This window comes from Sphingomonas sp. GW821-FHT02B09 (genome assembly GCF_059421875.1).
This window is the reverse complement of sequence record NZ_JBWKVV010000003.1, coordinates 442849-462162: the sequence shown is the minus strand read 5'-3', so window position 1 is coordinate 462162 and position 19314 is coordinate 442849. Positions and strand designations below refer to the sequence as shown.

At 71.9% G+C, this 19314-nt stretch carries 24 protein-coding genes; 22 read left to right on the top strand and 2 right to left on the bottom strand.

Features of this window, described 5'->3' with window-relative positions; genetic code table 11:
• Positions 1–2: 2 nt before the first annotated feature.
• Entirely contained in the window at positions 3–566 is a 564-nt protein-coding gene (locus tag AC07U4_RS16520) for a helix-turn-helix domain-containing protein (RefSeq protein WP_495196163.1), read from the bottom strand.
• 87 nt (positions 567–653) lie between these two features.
• On the opposite strand from AC07U4_RS16520, the gene AC07U4_RS16515 reads away from it, so the two are divergent.
• The 4 genes from AC07U4_RS16515 (at position 654) to AC07U4_RS16500 (ending at position 2771) form a co-directional block, all read left to right on the top strand.
• Positions 654–1085, top strand: coding sequence for a DUF6456 domain-containing protein (locus AC07U4_RS16515; protein WP_495196162.1), 432 nt, complete (start codon positions 654–656; stop codon positions 1083–1085).
• Positions 1086–1151: 66 nt separating this feature from the next.
• Positions 1152–2105: a diaminopimelate epimerase gene (gene dapF, locus AC07U4_RS16510; RefSeq protein WP_495196161.1), complete on the top strand. Its 954-nt coding sequence runs from the start codon at positions 1152–1154 to the stop codon at positions 2103–2105.
• Between the two features lie 106 nt (positions 2106–2211).
• Positions 2212–2436 carry a hypothetical protein gene (locus tag AC07U4_RS16505; protein WP_495196160.1) on the top strand — a complete coding sequence of 75 codons (225 nt, stop codon included), beginning with the start codon at positions 2212–2214 and terminating at the stop codon, positions 2434–2436.
• Positions 2437–2483: 47 nt separating this feature from the next.
• Positions 2484–2771, top strand: coding sequence for a hypothetical protein (locus AC07U4_RS16500; RefSeq protein WP_495196159.1), 288 nt, complete (start codon positions 2484–2486; stop codon positions 2769–2771).
• A gap of 300 nt (positions 2772–3071) precedes the next feature.
• On the opposite strand, the gene AC07U4_RS16495 is transcribed toward AC07U4_RS16500, so the two are convergent.
• Positions 3072–3776, bottom strand: a complete 705-nt coding sequence (locus AC07U4_RS16495) for a PAS domain-containing protein (RefSeq protein WP_495196158.1) — start codon at positions 3774–3776, stop codon at positions 3072–3074.
• 471 nt (positions 3777–4247) lie between these two features.
• Between AC07U4_RS16495 and AC07U4_RS16490 the strand changes: the two genes are divergently transcribed.
• The 18 genes from AC07U4_RS16490 (at position 4248) to AC07U4_RS16405 (ending at position 19185) form a co-directional block, all read left to right on the top strand.
• Positions 4248–4691 carry a hypothetical protein gene (locus AC07U4_RS16490; protein ID WP_495196157.1) on the top strand — a complete coding sequence of 148 codons (444 nt, stop codon included), beginning with the start codon at positions 4248–4250 and terminating at the stop codon, positions 4689–4691.
• A complete protein-coding gene (locus tag AC07U4_RS16485; RefSeq protein WP_495196156.1) occupies positions 4688–6013 on the top strand; it encodes a DNA-packaging protein in 1326 nt (441 codons plus the stop codon). The genes AC07U4_RS16490 and AC07U4_RS16485 overlap by 4 nt, the downstream gene beginning before the upstream one ends.
• A 422-nt stretch (positions 6014–6435) precedes the next feature.
• Positions 6436–7548 (top strand): phage portal protein, encoded by a 1113-nt coding sequence (locus tag AC07U4_RS16480; RefSeq protein WP_137899939.1) that lies wholly within the window; start codon positions 6436–6438, stop codon positions 7546–7548.
• Entirely contained in the window at positions 7545–7847 is a 303-nt protein-coding gene (locus tag AC07U4_RS16475) for a DUF6127 family protein (protein ID WP_038665181.1), read from the top strand. The genes AC07U4_RS16480 and AC07U4_RS16475 overlap by 4 nt, the downstream gene beginning before the upstream one ends.
• Entirely contained in the window at positions 7835–8218 is a 384-nt protein-coding gene (locus AC07U4_RS16470; protein ID WP_495196155.1) for an HK97 family phage prohead protease, read from the top strand. The genes AC07U4_RS16475 and AC07U4_RS16470 overlap by 13 nt, the downstream gene beginning before the upstream one ends.
• Positions 8219–8256: 38 nt before the next feature.
• Positions 8257–9258, top strand: coding sequence for a phage major capsid protein (locus tag AC07U4_RS16465; RefSeq protein ID WP_495181822.1), 1002 nt, complete (start codon positions 8257–8259; stop codon positions 9256–9258).
• A 23-nt stretch (positions 9259–9281) separates the two neighbouring features.
• Positions 9282–9755: a hypothetical protein gene (locus AC07U4_RS16460; protein ID WP_495196154.1), complete on the top strand. Its 474-nt coding sequence runs from the start codon at positions 9282–9284 to the stop codon at positions 9753–9755.
• Complete coding sequence (locus AC07U4_RS16455) at positions 9752–10135, top strand: gp17 family tail completion protein (protein WP_137899936.1); 384 nt, start codon at positions 9752–9754, stop codon at positions 10133–10135. Before AC07U4_RS16460 ends, AC07U4_RS16455 begins: the two co-directional genes overlap by 4 nt.
• Before the next feature lie 12 nt (positions 10136–10147).
• On the top strand, positions 10148–10555 hold the full coding sequence (locus AC07U4_RS16450) for a phage major tail protein, TP901-1 family (protein ID WP_038665190.1): 408 nt from the start codon (positions 10148–10150) through the stop codon (positions 10553–10555).
• Positions 10552–10866, top strand: a complete 315-nt coding sequence (locus tag AC07U4_RS16445; RefSeq protein WP_495181826.1) for a gene transfer agent family protein — start codon at positions 10552–10554, stop codon at positions 10864–10866. The genes AC07U4_RS16450 and AC07U4_RS16445 overlap by 4 nt, the downstream gene beginning before the upstream one ends.
• Positions 10863–11063 carry a phage tail assembly chaperone gene (locus tag AC07U4_RS16440; protein WP_495196153.1) on the top strand — a complete coding sequence of 67 codons (201 nt, stop codon included), beginning with the start codon at positions 10863–10865 and terminating at the stop codon, positions 11061–11063. The genes AC07U4_RS16445 and AC07U4_RS16440 overlap by 4 nt, the downstream gene beginning before the upstream one ends.
• Positions 11056–11658: a tail tape measure protein gene (locus tag AC07U4_RS16435; RefSeq protein ID WP_495196152.1), complete on the top strand. Its 603-nt coding sequence runs from the start codon at positions 11056–11058 to the stop codon at positions 11656–11658. The genes AC07U4_RS16440 and AC07U4_RS16435 overlap by 8 nt, the downstream gene beginning before the upstream one ends.
• Before the next feature lie 176 nt (positions 11659–11834).
• Positions 11835–14102, top strand: coding sequence for a DUF2460 domain-containing protein (locus AC07U4_RS16430; RefSeq protein WP_495196151.1), 2268 nt, complete (start codon positions 11835–11837; stop codon positions 14100–14102).
• Positions 14099–14896 carry a phage/gene transfer agent baseplate hub protein gene (locus AC07U4_RS16425; RefSeq protein ID WP_495196150.1) on the top strand — a complete coding sequence of 266 codons (798 nt, stop codon included), beginning with the start codon at positions 14099–14101 and terminating at the stop codon, positions 14894–14896. The genes AC07U4_RS16430 and AC07U4_RS16425 overlap by 4 nt, the downstream gene beginning before the upstream one ends.
• Entirely contained in the window at positions 14883–15284 is a 402-nt protein-coding gene (locus tag AC07U4_RS16420; protein ID WP_495196149.1) for a peptidoglycan endopeptidase, read from the top strand. The genes AC07U4_RS16425 and AC07U4_RS16420 overlap by 14 nt, the downstream gene beginning before the upstream one ends.
• The gene (locus AC07U4_RS16415; protein WP_495196148.1) at positions 15284–17449 is read left to right on the top strand and encodes a GTA baseplate fiber-binding domain-containing protein; all 2166 of its coding nucleotides are present in this window, start codon (positions 15284–15286) and stop codon (positions 17447–17449) included. Before AC07U4_RS16420 ends, AC07U4_RS16415 begins: the two co-directional genes overlap by 1 nt.
• On the top strand, positions 17446–17949 hold the full coding sequence (locus AC07U4_RS16410) for a DUF2793 domain-containing protein (RefSeq protein ID WP_495196147.1): 504 nt from the start codon (positions 17446–17448) through the stop codon (positions 17947–17949). Before AC07U4_RS16415 ends, AC07U4_RS16410 begins: the two co-directional genes overlap by 4 nt.
• 114 nt (positions 17950–18063) lie before the next feature.
• A complete protein-coding gene (locus AC07U4_RS16405; RefSeq protein WP_495181833.1) occupies positions 18064–19185 on the top strand; it encodes an OmpA family protein in 1122 nt (373 codons plus the stop codon).
• The last annotated feature ends 129 nt before the right edge of the window (positions 19186–19314 follow it).

The following is a 19314-nucleotide window of genomic DNA, read 5'->3' as shown; positions in this document are numbered from 1 at the left end:
AATCACAGCGTGCGGATCAGTCGCGAGGCCTGCGCCAACCATGCTGGTAACGTGATCGACGTCGGGCGTGCGTTGGGGGTTAGCGGGAGGAGCAGCAGCGCGTCGCCGTCGCGGCCGATCAGGCGGGCGAAGAGGAAGCGGCCGGCGGGGAGGGGGACGAGGACGTCGCGGTTGAGCGCCTGACCGAAATGCTCGGGCGCGCGCAAGTCGCACCATAGCGCGTCGCCGGCGCGATAGTCGCCGATGCTGCCGGTGACGCTGATCGCGACGCCGCCGGGGGCGGGCTGCGGCGGGACGAGCGTGAGCGGCTGGCGTGGGGCGTGCGCGCCCTCAGCGTCGAGCGTCGCGGCGACGGGCAGTGTCGCGCGGTCGGGGAGCGTGACGAGATCGGCGGGCGCGACCTCCAGCGCGGCGGCGATGCGGTTGAGCCACGCCACCGAGACGGTGCGCGTGCCGGTCTCGAGCCGGCCGATGGTCTGCGCGGTCGTCGGCGGGACGCAGCGGCGGGCGACCTCCTCGAGGGTCAGGTTCTTCGCTCTACGCACCTCTCGAATGGCCGTGATCATCTCTGCGTCCTAACCGCTGCGGTTATTTCTCTGTCCTACAAAGCTGACGTTGTGGCAAGCCGGTTTGCGACTCGGATGGAGGCGACGATGCGGGAATTGGTCGAACGGACGGCAGGCACGGGGCGCAGCGTGACGGTGAATCTCGCCGAATCGCCCTTGGGCTGGTTGCGCGCGCGCGGGCTGGTCGATGCGCGCCAGTTCGAGGCGGGGGAGCGGTTGCGCGGCGATTACGAGACGGCGGCGCTCGGGCCGCGGGTGACGATGCGCTGGGCGGCGCGCGTCGACGGCGGTGACGGCGCGGGGCTCGACCCGACGACCGCGCAGATCGCCGCCAAGCGGCGGTTCGACGCCGCGATCGCCGCGGCGGGCAAGGGGCTTGCCGATGTCGCGTGGCGGGTGATCTGCGCCGGCGAGGGGCTGCCTGCCGCGGAGAAGGCGCTAGGCTGGCCGGCGCGCGCCGGGCGGCTGGTGCTGACGCTGGCGCTCGACCGGCTGGCGGATCATTATCGTTTGCCGTGACCGGCACCGCGGGTGTATCGGCGCCGCCGGACGAGAACATAAGCGGCCCATAAGGGCGGCAGTGGGATGGATGTGGTGCAGTTCGATTTCGTGAAATGCCATGGCTCTGGCAATGATTTTCCGTTGATCGACGCGCGTGCGCTCGATCTGTCTGCGGCCGAATGGGCGGCGGTGGCACGGGCGCTCGCCGACCGCCGCGGACCGGTGGGCGGCGACGGTCTGCTTTTGCTCCGCCAAGGCGCTGAAAATCATCAGTTTTCCATGGTGATGCTGAATTTGGACGGAAGCGAGGCGGAGACGTGCCTCAACGGGCTGCGCTGCGTGGCGCGGCTGGGGTTCGAGGCGCTGGGGATCGAGGCGGCGCAGGTGAAGCTGAAGACGTCGAGCGCGGCGGTGGTGCGCGATGCCGAGCTGGCACCGGGTGTCTACACGGTGCGCGAGACGGCGGGGCCGGCGGGGCTCGACGCCGCCGCCTGGCCGCTGCACGGCGCAGGGGCGCGGATCGTCGAGGCGGTCGTGCCGCCGCTGGAAAGCGAGCGGCTGTTCACCGCGGTCGCGATGCCCAATCCGCATCTGGTGACCTTCGTCGATCGCGTCGACGAGGCGGAACTGGTCGCGCTGGGCCATGTGTGCGAGGCGGCGCCGGACTGGCTGCCCAATCGTGCCAACGTGTCGTTCGTCGAGGTGCGCGCGGCGGATCTTTTTGTGCGGACGTTCGAGCGCGGCGTCGGCCTGACCGACAGCTGCGGCAGCGCGATGGCGGCCTCCGCCTTCGCCGCGTGTCTGACCGGGCGGTTGGCGTATGACGCGCCGATCACCGTCTTCAACAAGGGCGGGCTGGTGCGCGCGCAGGTGGCGCGCGATGCGATGGTCAGCCTGTCGGGCAATGCGACGTGGGAATGGCGCGGCACGGTGACGGTCGACCTGGCGGCGGAGCGTGCGGGCGAACTGGTCGTCCACGGCCATGCCGATGCGGAGATCGCCGCCTGGGCGGGTCTCGCCGATGCGGCGAGCCGTTGACCCGATCGGGCGGATCGACGCTGCCGCAGCGGCGCTGGCATTGATCGGCGGCGCGGCCGCCACCCTATAGACTTCGCGATCCACGTATCGCCTGAAAGCCACGGACATGCGCGACGACACGACTTATTTCTATGCACGAGCGGAGACCGAACTGGAGCTGGCGCAACGCGCCACCCACCCCGAAGCGGTCCGTGCGCATTACATCATCGCCAACCATTATCTCGACCGCTGCTACGGCGGCGGCGAGGCGGCGGTGGCCGACGGCGATGCATCCGGCGGGGACGGCGACGGTGCCGGCGAATCGTCGGACGGGCCGGCACCCCGCGACTGAACCAGTGGCCGCGCCGTTCGTTGGGGGGATGGACGAGGGCGGCAATCATGGACGGCAGCGGCATCGGCAAGGACGAAGACGACGAGCGGTGGCGCGGGCAGGATGCCAAGTTGCAGCCGCTGGGTCAGGCTTTGCGCGCGACATTCGATGCCGACAACCATGCCAGCCTGTCGAAGGACGTCACCGGCCTGATGCTCGATCTGGCGCACGTGCCGTTCGAACCGCATGAATTCGAGCCGCTGCCGGGCGATCAGCAGCGGGTGCCCGTGCCGCGTGGATGGCTGGCGCGGGCGCGGGTGGCGTTGCGGTCGCGGGCCGCGATGCGGTCGCGCTGAACAGGCAGGAGCGGCGGGCTTCCGTCAATTCTCCCCCTGCCAAGGCAGGGCGATGGCATGTGGCTACGGTGATGAGGCTCGATCGGTCATCTCATCAGTTTCGTCACCCCGGACTCGTTCCGGGGTGCACGGAGCCGCAGGAGAATGGCGTCACCTCAAACCGTTCTCCTCGCCGCAGGGTGGACCCCGGAACAAGTCCGGGGTGACGGGGTGGGTTTGGAACACAAAGCCCTCACACAGAACGTCAGATGCGATAGCCTTGTCCGCCAAGGCGAAGATTCGACTGAGTGAGCGTCGATCCTAGGCTTCGACGGGCGCGCCCTGCGCGACGGCGAGGAGCGAACCGAAGATCGCTTCCAACATCGTCAGTGCCTGTGGGCTCAGCCGGATCGGCGTGTCCGCCATGATCGGGCCGGGCCGTTCCAGCTCGATGAAGCCGGCGTTGCCGAGCGCGAGCAGCCAGCGGCGCGCGAGCTGCCAGTCGACCGCGATCCGTTCCGCGACCTCGCCGCCCAGGATCGCCTTGGCCTCCGCCTCCGCCACATAGGCGCTGAGCAGGATCTCGGTCGCGGGGTTGCCGATGAGCGCCTGGCCGAAGGATTGCTTGCCGCTTCGGATCGCGCTGAGCAGCAGCCGCGCCATCCGCCATTGCGATTCGACGGTCGAGGGCGAGGTGGTCTGTTCGCGCAGCGGCTGGCACGTCACCACCAGGCGGCGGTCGTCGCCGACGCCCATGCGCGAGACGTGCAGATTGACCCAGAGCGCGCTGCCGTCGGCACGGACGTGGCGCTGGGTGAAGAAGCGCGCCTCGCCGGTGTCGAGGATATGCTGCAATTGCCGCTCGCCGGCTTTGCGATCGCCGTCGGCGAGGGTGTCCAACACCGAGCGGCCGACGAGCGCGTCGCGCGGCAGGCCGAGAATCGTCTCATAGGCCGAATCGACCTCGATCACGGTGAGGTCGCGGCCGATCAGGCCATGCGCAGCCGGACCCAATGCCATCCTCATAAAAAGCCTTTTCCATTCAGCGATGTACGATGGTTGGTCATTGCCGAATGGCCCGTCCTGATCGATGTGCCGGGAACCATGGCGGGTGCAGAATTGCGCAAGACGACGGTCCGGCAGACACATCCTGTGCTGCGATACACCCGTTTGTGACACAATTTGTTGGACAGGTCGATGCGCGAATGCGTGTGATTATCGCATGTTACCGCTTTCAGCTTCAACCAGTGCAAAAGTACGAGCACGTATGAAAATTGTGCTATCCTATTTGGTACAAGAGGCTTGACATCGTCACGCTCTTTGGGTACATAACGGGAACGATGAGGAATTGCGGGTCGGGCCGGAGCGGTCGGGGTGATGCCTCGTCGCTGCCGGCCCGATCGCGTTTCGGCGAACGGGGGGCGGACGATGACAGGGCGTATCGTTGCAGACCAAGACGGGGCGACGTGCGATCGGCGGGAGACGCTCACGATCGTAATGCCCGAACGCGGCCGACGCCTGCGGTGGACCGCGGCGCTGACCGGCGCGTTCATGGATCACCTGTCGCGCACCGGAAACATCAGCGCGGCGGCGCGCCGGATCGGGATCGATCCGGCGCAGGCCTATTACCGGCAGCGGACCAACGCCGCCTTCCGCGCCGCCTGGCGCGCGGCGCTCGACGCGGGCTATCTGACGATCGAGACGCGGGCGATGGCCTATGTCCTGTCGGGGGGCGAAGCGGCGGCGGCGGACACCGGCACGGGCCGCTTCGACTGGGAGCATGGGCTGCGGCTGCTCGTCTGGCACGACCAGCGGCGGGCCGGGCGCGAGCAGCGCGGCAAACCACCGCGGCAGGTGACGACGCGCGAGGAAAGCGACGCGTTGATCCTCCGGCGGCTCGCGGTGCTCGCCAAGCGCAAGCAGGGCGAGACGGCGGCATGAGCGAGGCGACGAGCGATATCATCGCGACGCTCGCCGGACTGTCCGAAGCGGAGCGTACCTGGCTGGTCCGCTCGCTGCCGAGGCCGGTGCGGCGCGAAGTCGCGGAGCGCTGGGTGGGCGGCTGGGCGCAGGACGGACAGGCGCCGCCGGCGGCGGGCGATTGGCGGATCTGGCTGATCCGCGCCGGACGCGGCTTCGGCAAGACGCGCGCCGGCGCGGAATGGGTGACCGCGGTCGCCGGTGCCGACGGCGAAGCGCAGATCGCGCTGGTCGGCGCGACCGCGGCGGACGTGCGCCGGGTGATGATCGAGGGGCCGAGCGGGCTGCGCGCCGTCGCCAAGACCGGACAGACGCCGCGCTATACGGTGTCGCGGGGCGAGATCCACTGGCCCAATGGCGCGATGGCGCGGATCTATTCGGCGGATGCGCCCGATCAGCTGCGCGGTCCCGAACACAGCGCCGCCTGGTGCGACGAGCTGGCGAAATGGCGGCGCGGCGATGCCGCCTGGGACAATCTGCTGATGGGGCTGCGGCGCGGCGTGCAGCCGCGGGTGGTGGTGACGACGACGCCGAGGCCGACCGCGCTGATGAAGCGGCTGCTGCGCACGCGCGGGCTGGTCGAGACGCGCGGGGCGACGCGAGACAATCCGTTCCTGCCCGCGGTCTTCGTCGATCACGTCGAGGAGGCCTATGGCGGTACGCGGCTGGGTCGGCAGGAGCTGGACGGCGAGATGATCGAGGATCTCGCCGGTGCCTTGTGGTCGCGGGCGCGGATCGAGGCGAGCCGCGGCGTCGCGCCCGAGGGGCTGGTGCGTGTCGTGGTCGGCGTCGATCCGCCGGCGGGCAGCGACGCCGGCGCGGGCGACGCCTGCGGGATCGTCGCGGTCGGGCGCGACGGCGATGGCGTCGCCTACGTGCTGGAGGATGCGAGCGTCGCGGCGGCATCGCCGGAGGGCTGGGCGCGCGCGGTGGCGGCTTGCGCGGCGCGGCATCATGCCGACCGGGTGGTGGCGGAGGCCAATCAGGGCGGGACGATGGTGCGATCGGTGCTGCTCGCCGCGGACGTCGCGCTGCCGGTGACACTGGTGCATGCGAGCCGCGGCAAGGTGGCGCGCGCCGAGCCGGTGGCGACGCTCTACGAGCGCGACCGGGTGCGGCATTGCGGCCGGTTCGCGGCGCTGGAGGACGAGATGTGCGGGCTGGTCGCGGGGGGCGGCTATCACGGGCCGGGGCGGTCGCCGGACCGGGCCGACGCTCTGGTGTGGGCGCTGAGCGAGCTGATGCTCGGGCGGCGGGCGCGGGCGGGCGTGCGGGGGTTGTAGGGGCGCGAGGCGCCGAAGGGAGGGTGTTCGCGCGACGACGCGAAGACGCGAAGGGGCGGCTACCCACTCCATAATCGTCATCCCGGCGGACGCCGGGACCCATGGGTACGTGACAGTGGATTGATGTGCCGTCGCCGGCGTCGTGGGTCCATGGGTCCCGGCTTTCGCCGGGATGACGATCAACCCAAATTCCTTCCCCGCCAGGGGGAGGTGGCAGCGCAAAGCGCTGACGGAGGGGGAGGATACGGTAAGCTTCGCGTTTGCAGAAACGCCCCCTCCACCACTGGCCTGCGGCCCGCGGTCCCAGCACAGGGTCGATCATGCCCCCGGCATGATCTTGGATTGCCGGGGGCAATCCAACCCTGTGCTCCCGCTGAAGCGAGGGAGGACTTGGGCCAGCCTATACATCATGGGAGATCATCATGCGGTTATTCGGACGCAGGTCCGCGCGCGAGGGCGTGCGGCCGGCTTTGTCGCGTACGGGGACGGGGGTGGCGCTCGGCGAGTGGCCGCGGTCGTATGAGGCGCAGGTGCGCGACGCCTTCGCCGGCAATGCGATCGCGCAGCGCGCGGTGAAGCTGGTGGCGGAGAGCGTCGCGGCGGCGCCGATCGCGGCGAGCGTGCCGGCGCTGGCGACGCTGGTCGCAACGCGGTCGGGTGGGCAGGCGCTGCTGGAGAGTGCGGCGGCGCAGCTGCTGCTGCACGGCAACGCCTACGTCCAGTTGCTGCGCGACGGGGCCGGCGAGACCGGCGGCGTGGCGGCGCTCTATGCGCTGCGACCCGAGCGGGTCACCGTCGAGCTGGACGCGGGCGGCTGGCCGACCGCCTACGTCTATCGGGTCGGCGAGCGGCGGACGCGGCTCGATGCCGAGGGGCCGCGGCCCGACGTGGTGCATATCCGCAGCTTCAATCCGGTCGACGACCATTACGGCATGGGCTGCCTCGGCGCGGCGGCGGGGGCGGTCGCGGTGCACAATGCGGCGGCGCGCTGGAACAAGGCGCTGCTCGACAATGCGGCGCGGCCGTCGGGCGCGCTGGTCTACGATCCCGGCGACGGCGGCGCGCTGGCGCCCGACCAGTTCGAGCGGCTGAAGGCGGAGATGGAGGCGGGCTTCGCCGGCGCCGGCAATGCCGGGCGGCCGATGCTGCTGGAGGGCGGCCTGCGCTGGCAGCCGCTGTCGCTGAGCCCCGCCGATATGGATTTCGTCGGGCTGAAGGCGGCGGCGGCGCGCGAGATCGCGCTCGCCTTCGGCGTGCCGCCGATGCTGCTCGGGCTGCCCGGCGACGCGACCTACGCCAATTACCGCGAGGCCAATCGGGCGCTGTGGCGGCTGACCGTGCTGCCGCTGGCGGGGACGATCCTCGCCGGGCTGGCGCAGGGGCTGAGCGGCTGGTTCGAGGACGCGACGCTGACGGTCGATCTCGATCGGGTGGCGGCGCTGAGCGAGGATCGCGAGCGATTGTGGGCGAGCGTCGCGGCGGCCGACTTCCTGTCGGTCGAGGAGAAACGCACCATGGTGGGAGTAGGACGATGAGCGAGGTTCTGGCGCAACTGATGGCGCAGGCGGCGCGCGAAGGCAGCAACATCGCGACGATGCGCGCGATCGCCGAGGAGGCGGGCGAGCTGTCGGCGATGCGCGCGCTCAAGCGGCTCGGGCTGGGCGACGAGGAGGCGCAGGGCGACCTTGCCGCGCTGCGCGAGCTGCTCGGCGCGTGGCGCGACGCCAAGCGCTCGGCGTGGAAGGCGGCGGCGGGGTGGCTGCTGCGGATCGCCGGGGCGCTGCTGCTTACCGGGCTGGCGATGAAGCTGGGGTTCCGCGCATGGCTGGAGTGACCGCGCCGGTGGGCTTCGCGGGCTATGCGGCGCTGTTCGACCGCGCCGACCGCGCGGGCGACGTGATGCGCGCGGGCGCCTTCGCCGATACCGGCGCGGTACCGCTGCTGTGGCAGCATCGCGGGCGGCCGGTGGGGCGGATCGTCGCGATCGGCGAGGATGCGCGCGGGTTGCGCGTCGCGGGCGAGGTGGACGATCCGCGCGTCGCGGCGCTGGTTCGCCAAGGCGCGATCAACGGGCTGTCGGTCGGCTACCGGCCACTGCGCGTGGCGCAGGGCGCGCGGCGCGAATTGCTGCGCGTGGCGCTCGCCGAGGTGAGCCTCGTCGCGGTGCCGATGCAGCCGGGGGCGCGGATCGACCGGGTCGACTGAGTCGGGCGGCCAAGAGTTTTCAACCAAGGAGAATAAGCATGGACGTGGTCGATCGGCCGGCGTTGGACGGCGCGCGCGTGGTGCAGGCGGACGGAGCCTTCGAAGGCTTCGTGCGGCAAGGCGCGACGCTGGAGATGAAGGCGTTCACCGGGGTGAGCGGCGATGCGGGCGGCTATGCGGTGCCGCGCGAGATCGATGCGGCGATCGCACGGGTGCTGACCGGCGCCTCGCCGATCCGCGCCATCGCCAATGTCGTGCAGGTCGGATCGGCGGGTTATCGCAAGCTGATCACCACCGGCGGCACGCCGTCGGGCTGGGCGAGCGAGACCGGGCCGCGGCCGGAGACCGCGACGCCGGTGTTCACCGAATTGGTGCCGCCGATGGGCGAGCTGTACGCCAATCCCTCGGCGAGCCAGGCGATGCTCGACGATGCGGCGTTCGACGTCGAGCAATGGCTCGCCGACGAGATCGCGGCGGAATTCGCGAAGGCGGAGGGCGCGGCGTTCGTCAACGGCAACGGCGTCAACCGGCCCAAGGGGTTCCTGACCCAGGCGCTGTCGACCGCGAAGGACGGCGCGCGACCGCTGGGGACGCTGCAATATCTGCCCTCGGGTGCGGCGAGCGACTTCGGCGGCGCGCCCGACGAGCGGCTGGTCGACCTGATGCAGAGCCTGCGCGCGCCCTACCGGCAGGGGGCGAGCTGGGTAATGAACGCCAATACGCTGGCGCGCATCCGCAAGCTGAAGGGCAGCGATGGCCATCCGCTGTGGCAACCGGGGCTTGCCGAGGGGCAGCCGGCGCGGCTGCTCGGCTATCCCGTCGTCGAGGCGGAGGACATGCCCGACATCGCCGCCAATGCGCTCAGCATCGCCTTCGGCAATTTCGCCGCGGGCTATCTGATCGCCGAGCGCGCCGAGACCGCGATCCTGCGCGATCCCTACACCAACAAGCCGTTCGTCAGCTTCTACGCGACGCGGCGGATCGGCGGCTGCGTCGCCGATAGCGAGGCGATCAAGCTGTTGAAATTCGCCGCGGCCTGAGCGCGCGGGGGAAGGGGGAGCATATGGAGGGGGCGATACCGGCCGCGGCGGCGGCCGCGGCGGACTATCTGCGGCTGGGGGAGGCGGAGGCGGTGCTCGTCCGCGCCACGGCGACCGCGCTGGCGCTGGCCGAGGCGTTCTGCGGGCAGCGGCTGATCGTGCGCGGCTTCGAGCAGACGCTCGTCGCCGCGCCCGGCTGGCAGCGGCTCGCGGAGCTGCCGGTGCGGGCGATCACCGCACCGGCGCCGGGGACGGCGATCGACATCGACGGCCACGGCATCGGCTGGGTGCGGAGCGGGGCGGCGGTGACGGTCGCCTATTCCGCGGGGCTGGCGGCGAACTGGGACCTGCTCGCCGCGCCGCTGCAACAGGGGGTCGTGCTGCTCGCCGCGCATCTGTTCGAGCATCGCGACGGGCGGGCCGAGCCGCCCGCCGCGGTGGCGGCGCTGTGGCGGCCGTATCGGCGGATGCGGCTGGCGGCGGAGGCGCGGTCATGAGCGCGGGGGCGGTGCTGTACGCGGCGACGCTCGCGCATTTGCGGCGGCGGACGCGGGTGTTCGCCGCGCCGCCGCTGCGCGCGGCGATGCCGCGGGTGACGCTGGACGATCCGGTGCTGGGCGCGGCGGATGCGAGCGGCGTCAGCGGCCGCGTGGGGACGATCGCGGTAACCTATACCGACGTCGGCGAGCAGCCCGAGCGGCTGCGCGCGCTGATCGTCGCGGTGGAAACGGCGATGGAGACGATGCCCGCCGATCTCGGCGCGGAGGGGTGGCGGCTCGCCGGGCTGCGGCTGGCACGCAGCCGGCTGGTGCGCGGCAAGGCCGAGCATTGGATCGGCACCAGCACGTTCGCGGTGCGGATGTTTCGGATCAACTGAAGGAGACAGGCGATGGCGGTGGAACGGGGCAGTGCGTTCCTGCTCAAGGTCGGCGACGGCGCGGCGGTGCCGGCGTTCGCGACGGTGGCGGGGCTGCGTACGACGCAATTGAGCGTCAACGGCGAAGCGGTGGTGGTGACCAACAAGGATTCGGGCGGCTGGCGGCAATTGCTGTCGGGCGCCGGGGTGCGCAGCGTCAGCGTGTCGGGCGCGGGGGTGTTCACCGGCTCCGCCGCCGAGGCGCGGATCAAGGCGAGCGCGCTCGCGGGGACGATCGACGATTACCGGCTGAGCTTCGAGAGCGGCGACGCGATGACCGGGCGCTTCCTGGTGACCAAGCTGGACTATGCCGGCGATTTCAACGGCGAGCGATCCTATACGCTGAGCCTGGAGAGTTCCGGCCCGGTGGTGGCGTCGTGAGCGCCGCGGCGAACCCGGCGCGCGGCGAATGCGCGCTGCGCGTCGACGGCTGCGCGCTGGTGCTGCGGCCGTCGTTCCAGGCGTTGGTCGCGGCGGAGCAGGAGCTGGGCTCGCTGTTCGACCTCGTCGTGCGCGCGACCGACGGCAAGCTGCGCATCGGCGAGCTGGTGGCGTTGTTCTGGCACTGCCTGCGCGAGTTGCCCGAAGGGATGACGCGCGAGACGCTGGGTGAGGCGCTGATCGGGGTCGGGCTGGCCAAGCTGACGCCGGTGCTGCGCGACCTGCTCCACCAGATACTGGCGGGGCGGTGAGCGACTTCGCGGGATGTGCGGTGCGGCTGGCGGGGTCTGCCGGAGCGGTGCTGGGGTGGAGCCCCGACGCCTTCTGGCGGGCGACGCCGGCCGAACTGGCGGCGGTGGTGGCGGCGGCGCGCGGCGGCGGTGCGGTGGCGACGCCGCCCGACGCCGCGACGCTGGCGGCGATGCGGGAGGCGTTTCCGGATGGATGAGGTGGAGCGGATGGTGGTCGGCGTCCACGCCGACACGGCAGGGTTCGCGCGCGAGGTCGAGGCGATGCGCGGGACGCTGGAAGGGGCGCTCGGCGCCGGCGCGCAGCGGGCGGGGCGGTCGATCGAGGGCGCGCTGCTGCGGGCGGTGCGGAGCGGCAAGTTCGGCTTCGAGGAGCTGAAGGGCGTCGCACTGGCGGCGCTGGCGCAGATCGCCAAGGCGGCGCTGCATGCCGGGGTCGGGGCGGTACTGGGGGGCGGCGGCATGCGCGGGGATGTTAACTGGGGCGGCGAGCGGCCGGGCGACGCGACCGGCGGGGGAGGGGCGATATCGCTGCTGAGGCTGATGTCTTCAGGTCTGCCCGGCCGGGCGACCGGCGGGCCGGTGGCACCGGGGCGCGGTTATGTCGTCGGCGAGCGCGGGCCGGAGCTGTTCGTGCCGACCGCGAGCGGGCGGGTCGAGGCGGCACCGGCGGCGGGCGCGCGCGACGTGCGGGTGACGATCCACGTGCAGGCCGGGGCGGGGGAGGCGCCGGCGGCGATGGAACGGTCGAGCCGGCAGGTCGCGCGGGCGGTACGCGCGGCGCTGGAGGGGTGAGGGCGGTGGCGGGGGCGTCACTTTCCCTTTCGTCATCCCGGCGCAGGCCGGGATTAACGGTTGCGGAATGGGCGCGGTGGCGCACCGCCATCGGCGTTGCGGGTCCATGGGTCCCGGCGTTCGCCGGGATGACGAACGGGGGCGTGGTCCCGCCGTCGATTCGATGGAGATCCGATATGGCGTATTGGCTGTGCTCGCGGCGCGAGCAGCAGGTGGAGGGGGTCGTGTCGCGGTTCGATCCGCGGTTCTGGACGGTCAATTTCCCGCGGCCGATGATGGCGGCGGTGACCACTCCCGCGGCGGATGCGATGCGGGTCGATGCGGTCTTCCAGACGCGGGCCGACCTCGCCGGGCTGATCTGGGAGGCGGAGGACCGGTTCGATCATCCGTTGCTGCGCTACGCCACCGATCGCGATTTCCGCGGCTGCCGGTTGCGGTTCCGCTGGCGCTCGGCGGGGATCAAGCCGCTGGATGCGGTCAACGGGCCGACGCTGACGATCGAGGGACGCGATGCCGCGGGGGTGGCGCGGGCCTGGTACGTCAGGTTGTGGAATTATTCGGTGGGCACGCCCGAGGATGCGGTCGTCACGCTCGATTTTGCGCATCTGTCGGGCGGGTTCCGGTTGCCCGACGACGCGCAGCCGGTGTGGGCGGGGGATGTCGACCGGCTGTTCGTGTCGCTGGTCGCGCCCGATTACGACGGCAGCGCCGCGGCCCTGCCGGCGGCGTGCGAGGGCTGGGTCGAACTGACCGGCGTCGTCTGCGAGGGGCCGGGGGCGGTGCTGGCGATCGGCGATGCGGTGCTGCCCGAACACGGCTTCGCGATCGCCAGCGGCTATGACGACAGCTACAATCTCACCCCGGCGCGGCTGCTGCGCAACGCGCTCCAGCTCGGCTATCGCGGCGCGATCACGCATTACGTCGGGATGAGCCATTATTTCCGGCTCGAGGCGCTCGACGGCGGCTTCTACGCGAGCCTGCGCGGCGGCGTGCTCAACGTCGCCTGCGCGGCGTGGCATCGCGACTTCGCCGCCCGCGCCGGGGCGTTCGGCTACGGCGTCATCTGGTCGCTGAGCTACGAGCTGTTCGACGCGCATTGCTGGAACGACTGGAAGCAGCGTGCCGCCGATGGCGCGCCGGCGCGGACCGGGTGGGAGCCGCCCTCGACGCTGCTTTCGCCGTCGCACGACGGGGCGATGGCCTATCTGCGGCAGGTCGCGGCGGCGTTCGTCGGCATCGGCGTCGGCGCGGGGCTGGCGCCGATGGTGCAGGTCGGCGAGCCGTGGTGGTGGACGATGGCGGACGGGCGGCCGTGCCTCTACGACGCGGCGGCGGTGGCGGCGTTTGCGCCGGTGGCGATCCCCTCGGTCCGCGGGATGCTGAGCGAGGCGCAGCGGGCGACGCTGGATCGCGCAGGCGCGGCGCTGGCCCGCTCGACCGCGGCGCTGGTCGACGCGGTGAAGACGGCGTTTCCGGGGTGTCGCAGCCATCTGCTCACCTATCTGCCGACGGTGCTCGATGCCGCGGCGCCGGAACTGGCGCGGGCCAATCTGCCGCTCGGCTGGGCCTCGCCGGCGTTCGATGTGCTGCAGCTCGAGGATTACGACTGGGTCACCGCGGGCGACGCCGCGTCGACCGCGCGCGGCGTCGCGGCGGTGCAGGCACGGCTCGGCTATCCGCCGGCACGGCAGCAGTATCTCGCCGGCTTCGTGCTGCGCGGCGACCAGGCGGCGGCGCATTGGCCGCGGATCGAAGCGGCGGCGCTGGCGGCGCGGGCCCGCGGCGTCGCGGCGGTGGTGCTGTGGGCGCTGCCGCAGGTGATGCGCGACGGCTTCGTCCATTTCGAGGGGGAGGATGACGTGCAGGACTATGACGACGTGCTGTTCCCGATCGCACTGGGGCGCGAGGCGGCGGTGATCCCCGGCTTTGCGACGACGATCCTGACCGCCGCGGGCGGCGCCGAACAGCGCAACGCCGGCTGGGCGGAGGCGCGCACCAGTTACGATGTCGGGCCGGGGGTGCGCAGCGAGGCGGATATCGCGACGCTGCTCGCCTTCTTCCGTGCGCGGATGGGTCCGGCGCGCGCGTTCCGGCTGCGCGATCCGTTCGATGCGGCCGGCACCGACGAACCGCTCGGCAGCGGCGACGGCGTGCGGCGGCGGTTCGCGCTGGTGAAACATTATGATGCGGCGACGCGGCGGATCGTGCGACCGGTGGCGGGCAGCGTGCGCGTCGCAGTGGACGGCGTCGCGACGCAGGGCTTCGGCGTCGAGGCGGGGGGCGTCGTGCTGCTCGACAGCCCACCGGCGGCGGGGGCGGTGGTGCGCGCGAGCTTCGCCTTCGACGTCGTCGTCCGCTTCGCCGAGGACCGGTTGCGGGTGAGCCGCGCGACCTTCCTCGCCGGCGAGGCGGTGTCGGTGCCGCTCATCGAGGTGCGGCCATGAGCGCGCTGTCGTGCGTCGCCTTCTGCTGGCGGATCGAGCGGCGCGACGGCGTGGCGATCGGGCTGACCACGCACGACCGCGATCTCGTCGTCGACGGGCTGGTGCATCGCGCCGCGCCGGGGATGACACCTTCGGCGATCGAGCGCTCGGCGGGGCTCGAGGCCGATACGATGGACGTGCGGGGCGCGCTGACCAGCGCGGCGATCGGCGAGGCGGACCTGCTCGCCGGGCGCTGGGACGGGGCGCGGGTGCGGGTGTTCGCGGTCGACTGGGAGACGGGGGCCTTGGTCGCCGAGCTGGGCGAGGGGCGGATCGGCGCGGTCGAGCTGGGTGAGGACGGTTTCACCGCCGAGCTGGCGGGGGCGAGCGCCTCGCTCGACCGGCCGGTGGTCGAGGAGACGTCGGCGGAATGTCGCGCCGAACTGGGCGACCGGCGCTGCCGCGTGGCGATGGCGGGGCGGCGGCGGTTCGCGCGCGTGGCGGCGGTGGCGGACCGGATGGTGACGCTGGATGCCGCCGAGCCGGTCGCGGGGGCTTATGCCGGCGGCTTGCTGCGCTGGTTCGGCGGCGCAAACGGCGGGCTGGTGCAGGCGATCGACGCGTCGGCGGGGGTGACCGTGACGCTGCGCGCCGCGCCGGCCTTCGCGGTGGCGACGGGGGCGCTGGTCGAGCTGATCGAGGGGTGTGACAAGAGCTTCGCCACCTGCGCGGCGCGGTTCGGCAATGCGGCGAACTTCCGCGGCGAGCCGCATCTGCCGGGGGTCGACCTGCTGACCCGCTATGCCGGTGGGTGAGCGGGTCGCGGTGGCGGCGCTGGCGCTGGTCGGCGCGCCGTTCCGGCTGCACGGGCGCGACGTGGCGAGCGGGCTCGACTGTATCGGGGTGATCGCGGCGGCGCTGCGCGGCGCCGGTTGGGTGGGCGAGGTGCCGAGCGGCTATGCGTTGCGGGGCGGCGATCCCGCCACGGTGATCGCACGGTTGGATGCGGTGCTGGCGCGGGGCGACGGCGGTGCCGCGGGCGACGTGCTGCTGTTCCGCGTCGGGCCGGGGCAGATCCATGGCGCGGTGCGGACGGGCGCCGGGATCGTCCATGCCGATGCGGGCCTGCGGCGGGTGGTCGCGCGGCCCGGGGTGCCGGACTGGCTGCGACTGGGTGCCTGGCGGTACGAGGGGAGGGGCTGATGGCGACGCTGGTGCTGAGCACGGTCGGGCAGATGGTCGGCGGGCCGATCGGCGGTGCGGTCGGGGCGATCGTCGGGCAGGCGATCGACGGGCGGCTGTTCCGCGGCGCGGCGCGCGAGGGACCGCGGCTGACCGAATTGGCGGTGCAGACGTCGAGCTATGGCACGGCGCTGCCCAAGGTGTTCGGGACGATGCGGGTTGCCGGTACGGTGATCTGGTCGACCGACCTGATCGAGACGCGCAGCAGCCAGCGCGGCGGCAAGGGGCAGCCGGGGACGAACAGCTACAGTTACGCCGCGAGCTTCGCGGTGGCGCTGTCGGCGCGGCCGATCCTGGCGGTGCGGCGGATATGGGCGGAGGGCAAGCTGCTGCGCGGCGCGGCGGGGGACTGGAAGAGCCACACCGGATTCCGCCTCCACCTGGGGGGCGAGGATCAGCCGGTCGATCCGCTGATCGCCTCGGCGATGGGAACGACGCCCGCCTATCGCGGGCTCGGCTATGCGGTGTTCGAGGGGATGCAGCTCGCCGATTTCGGCAATCGTATACCGTCGCTGACCTTCGAGGTGGTCGCCGATGCCGCGGCGGTGGGATGCGGCGACATCGCTGCGGCGCTCGCGCCCGAGGTGGTGGCGGTCGGCGGGCTGCCGCTCGGCGGCTTCGCCGCGTCGGGGGCGAGCGTGCGCGGGGTGCTCGATACGCTTGCCATGCTCGATGGCGGCTGGTGGCGGACCGCGGGGGCGCGGCTGGTGCGGCAGAGCGATACCGGCGCGGCGCTGGGGATCGCGGATGCGGGCATGGCGGCGAGCGGGCGGACGGCGCGGCGGCGGCGGACGGTGGCGGCGCTGGCGAGCGTGCCGCGCGAGGTGGCGGTGGCGCATCACGATCCGGCGCGCGACTATCAGATCGGCGTGCAGCGCGTCCGCCGGCCCGGGGCCGGCGAGCGGATCGACCGGGTCGAGCTGCCCGCGGTGGTCGAGGCGGCGACCGCGAAGGGCGTTGCGGCGGCGCTGGTCGCGCGCGGCGAGATCGAGCGGACGCGGCGGCAGGTGGCGCTCGGCGTCGAGGGGCTCGCCATCGCGCCGGGGGCGATCGTCGCACTTGCCGACGAGCCGGGCCGCTGGCGGGTGGCGGCCAGCAGCGTGTCGGGGACGATGACGACGCTGACCCTCGTACCGATCGGCGCGCCGGCGGTGGTGACCGGGGCGAGCAGCGGGCGGGTGGTGGCCGCACCCGACCGGACGGTCGGGCGGACATGGCTGATCGCGGCGGAAGTGCCCGGGCTCGGCGACCGGCCGCTGAGCGCGCCGCGGGTGAGCGTGATAGCGGCTGGCGAGGGGGCGGGCTGGCGGCAGGCGGCGCTGCTCTACAGCCTCGACGACGGGGCGAGCTGGACCGCGGCGGGCGCGACCGCGGCGCCGGCGACGATCGGCCGGATCGAGACGCTGCCGGCGGCGGCGTCGGCGCTGCTGGTCGATCGGCGCAGCCGGCCGGTGGTGGCGCTACGGCGGGGCGACATGACGCTGGGCGACGCCGATGCGGCGAGCCTGGCGCGGGGCGGCAATCTCGCATTGCTCGGCGACGAGCTCATCCAGTTCGCGCAGGCGGAGCCGTTGGGTGGCGGGCGCTGGGCGCTGACCGGCCTGTATCGCGGATTGCGCGGCACCGAGGCGGCGATCGGCACGCAGGCCGCCGGCGATCGGTTCGCCCTGATCGAGCCGGACGCGGTCGCGACGATCGACCTGCCGCTGGCGGCGATCGGACGACGGCTGCGGCTGCTCGGCAGCGGGGTAGGCGATCTCGATGCGCCGGCCGAGGCGGCGGTGGCGATCACCGGCGCCTCCGTCGCGCCGCCCGCGCCGGTCCATGCCGTCACCGAGACGTTGAGTGATGGCGGGCTGGCGATCCGCTGGACGCGGCGCAGCCGTGGCGGCTGGATCTGGTCCGACGGTGTCGACACGCCGCTGGTCGAAGAGGCGGAGGCCTATCGGCTGACGCTCACCACCGCGGACGGCATGCGGCGGGTGATCGAGACGGCGGTACCGTATCTGCGCCTCGCCGCAAGCGAGCGGCCGCCGGCGGGCACGACGATCGCGATTGTCCAGCAGGGCGCGCTGGCCGCATCGCAGCCGACACGCATTCTCTTTCCGGAAGGAGCAGGACGATGACCGATCAGATCAGCGCGCGGCTGGCACTGCCGTTGCTCACCGCGGGGCAGGCCGGCAAGGAGCTGACGCACAACGAGGCGCTGACCCGGCTCGACATGCTGGTGCAGCCGGCGGTGATCGGCATCGGCGGCAACACGCCGCCGCAAGCGCCGCAGCCGGGGCAATGCTGGATCGTCGGCACGACGCCGACCGATGCCTGGGCCGGGCATGGCGATGCGCTGGCCGGCTGGAGCGGCGGCGGCTGGCGGTTCGTCGTTCCCGCCGAGGGCTTCGCAGTGTGGAACGCCGCCTCGGGACTGCCGGTCGTCTACCGCGACGGGCGCTGGCGCGACGGCGAGCTGGTAGCCGGCCGGATCGTCATCGGCGGCGTCGCCGTCGTCGGCCCGCGCGGCGGCGCGATCGCCGATCCCGATGGCGGCACCGTGGTGGACGCCGTGGCGCGAAAAACTTTGACAGGGATTCTCAATGCTTTGCGCCAACATGGTCTGATCGCGGGATGAAATTGGGTGTGGCATCCTTGCAACAGGTCCGACCTTTTGCATTCTTGCGTGGAAACCAACCGTCGGATAGTGAGTTTGCCCTGTCCGTAGTGACACTCAAGAAAGGGGACTCCTATGCGGAAGCTTGCCGTCGTACTGGCACTGGCATCCACCGCGCTCGCCACTCCCGCCCTCGCCCGCGACAAGTCGTGGTACGTTGGCGTCGAAGGCGGCGCGATGATCGTCGAAGACATCGATTATGACATCGGTGCAACCTCCAAGGCGGCTACGGTCGACCACAATTACGGCTATGACGTCGATGGCGTCATCGGCTACGATTTCGGCGGGTTCCGCGTCGAAACCGAAGTCGGCTACCGTTCGGCGACCGTCGACGGCTACAGCTCGACGCTGACCACCCCGGCGTACACCTCGACCGGCGCGCTGGTCTCGGTTCCGCAGGGCACCTATGACTATGCCGGTGGCAAGACCTCGGCGCTCAGCTTCATGCTGAACGGCCTGCTCGACTTCGGCGACGACGACGGCATCCAGGGCTTCGTCGGCGGCGGTGTCGGTGTGGCTCGCGTCAAGGCGAACTACGGCCTGAACAACCGCGGCAACTTCGTCGACGACTCCGACACCGTGTTCGCATGGCAGGGTCTCGCCGGCGTCCGCGCTCCGCTGACCGACCATATCGACGCGACGCTGAAGTATCGTTTCTTCAACGCCGACAACGTCAAGCTGGTCGATGCGACGAACCGTCAGTTCGACGGCCGTTTCCGTTCGCACAGCATCCTCGGTGGCGTGACGTACAACTTCGGTTCGCCGACCCCGCCGCCGCCGCCGCCCCCGCCGCCCCCGCCGCCCCCGCCCCCGCCGCCCCCGGCGCCGGTTGCAGAGGCTCCGGTCTGCTCGCCTGGTCCGTTCATCGTGTTCTTCGAATGGGACAAGTCGGACGTTACGCCTGAGGCCGCGTCGATCCTCGACAACGCCGTCAGCCAGTACCAGAGCTGCGGTAACGCGCAGGTCATGCTGGCCGGCCACGCCGATAAGTCGGGTTCGGCCAAGTACAACGTCGGCCTGTCGCAGCGCCGCGCGGACTCGGTGAAGGCGTATCTCACGTCGCACGCCATCCCCGCCGGTGTCATCTCGACGGAAGCGTTCGGTGAGAGCCGTCCGCGCGTCGACACCGCCGATGGTGTTCGCGAAGTGCAGAACCGTCGCGTGGAAGTCACCTACGGCCCGGGCGCTGGTCAGTAAGACCAGCTCCTACCGCAGGAATGCAAATCGGGAGGTCGGCGCGAGCCGGCCTCCCTTTTTGTATGTCGGCGGTGCGGCGACCGCGACGCCGTTGCTTCGCTGCCGCGCGCGGACGACTGTTCGCAACGG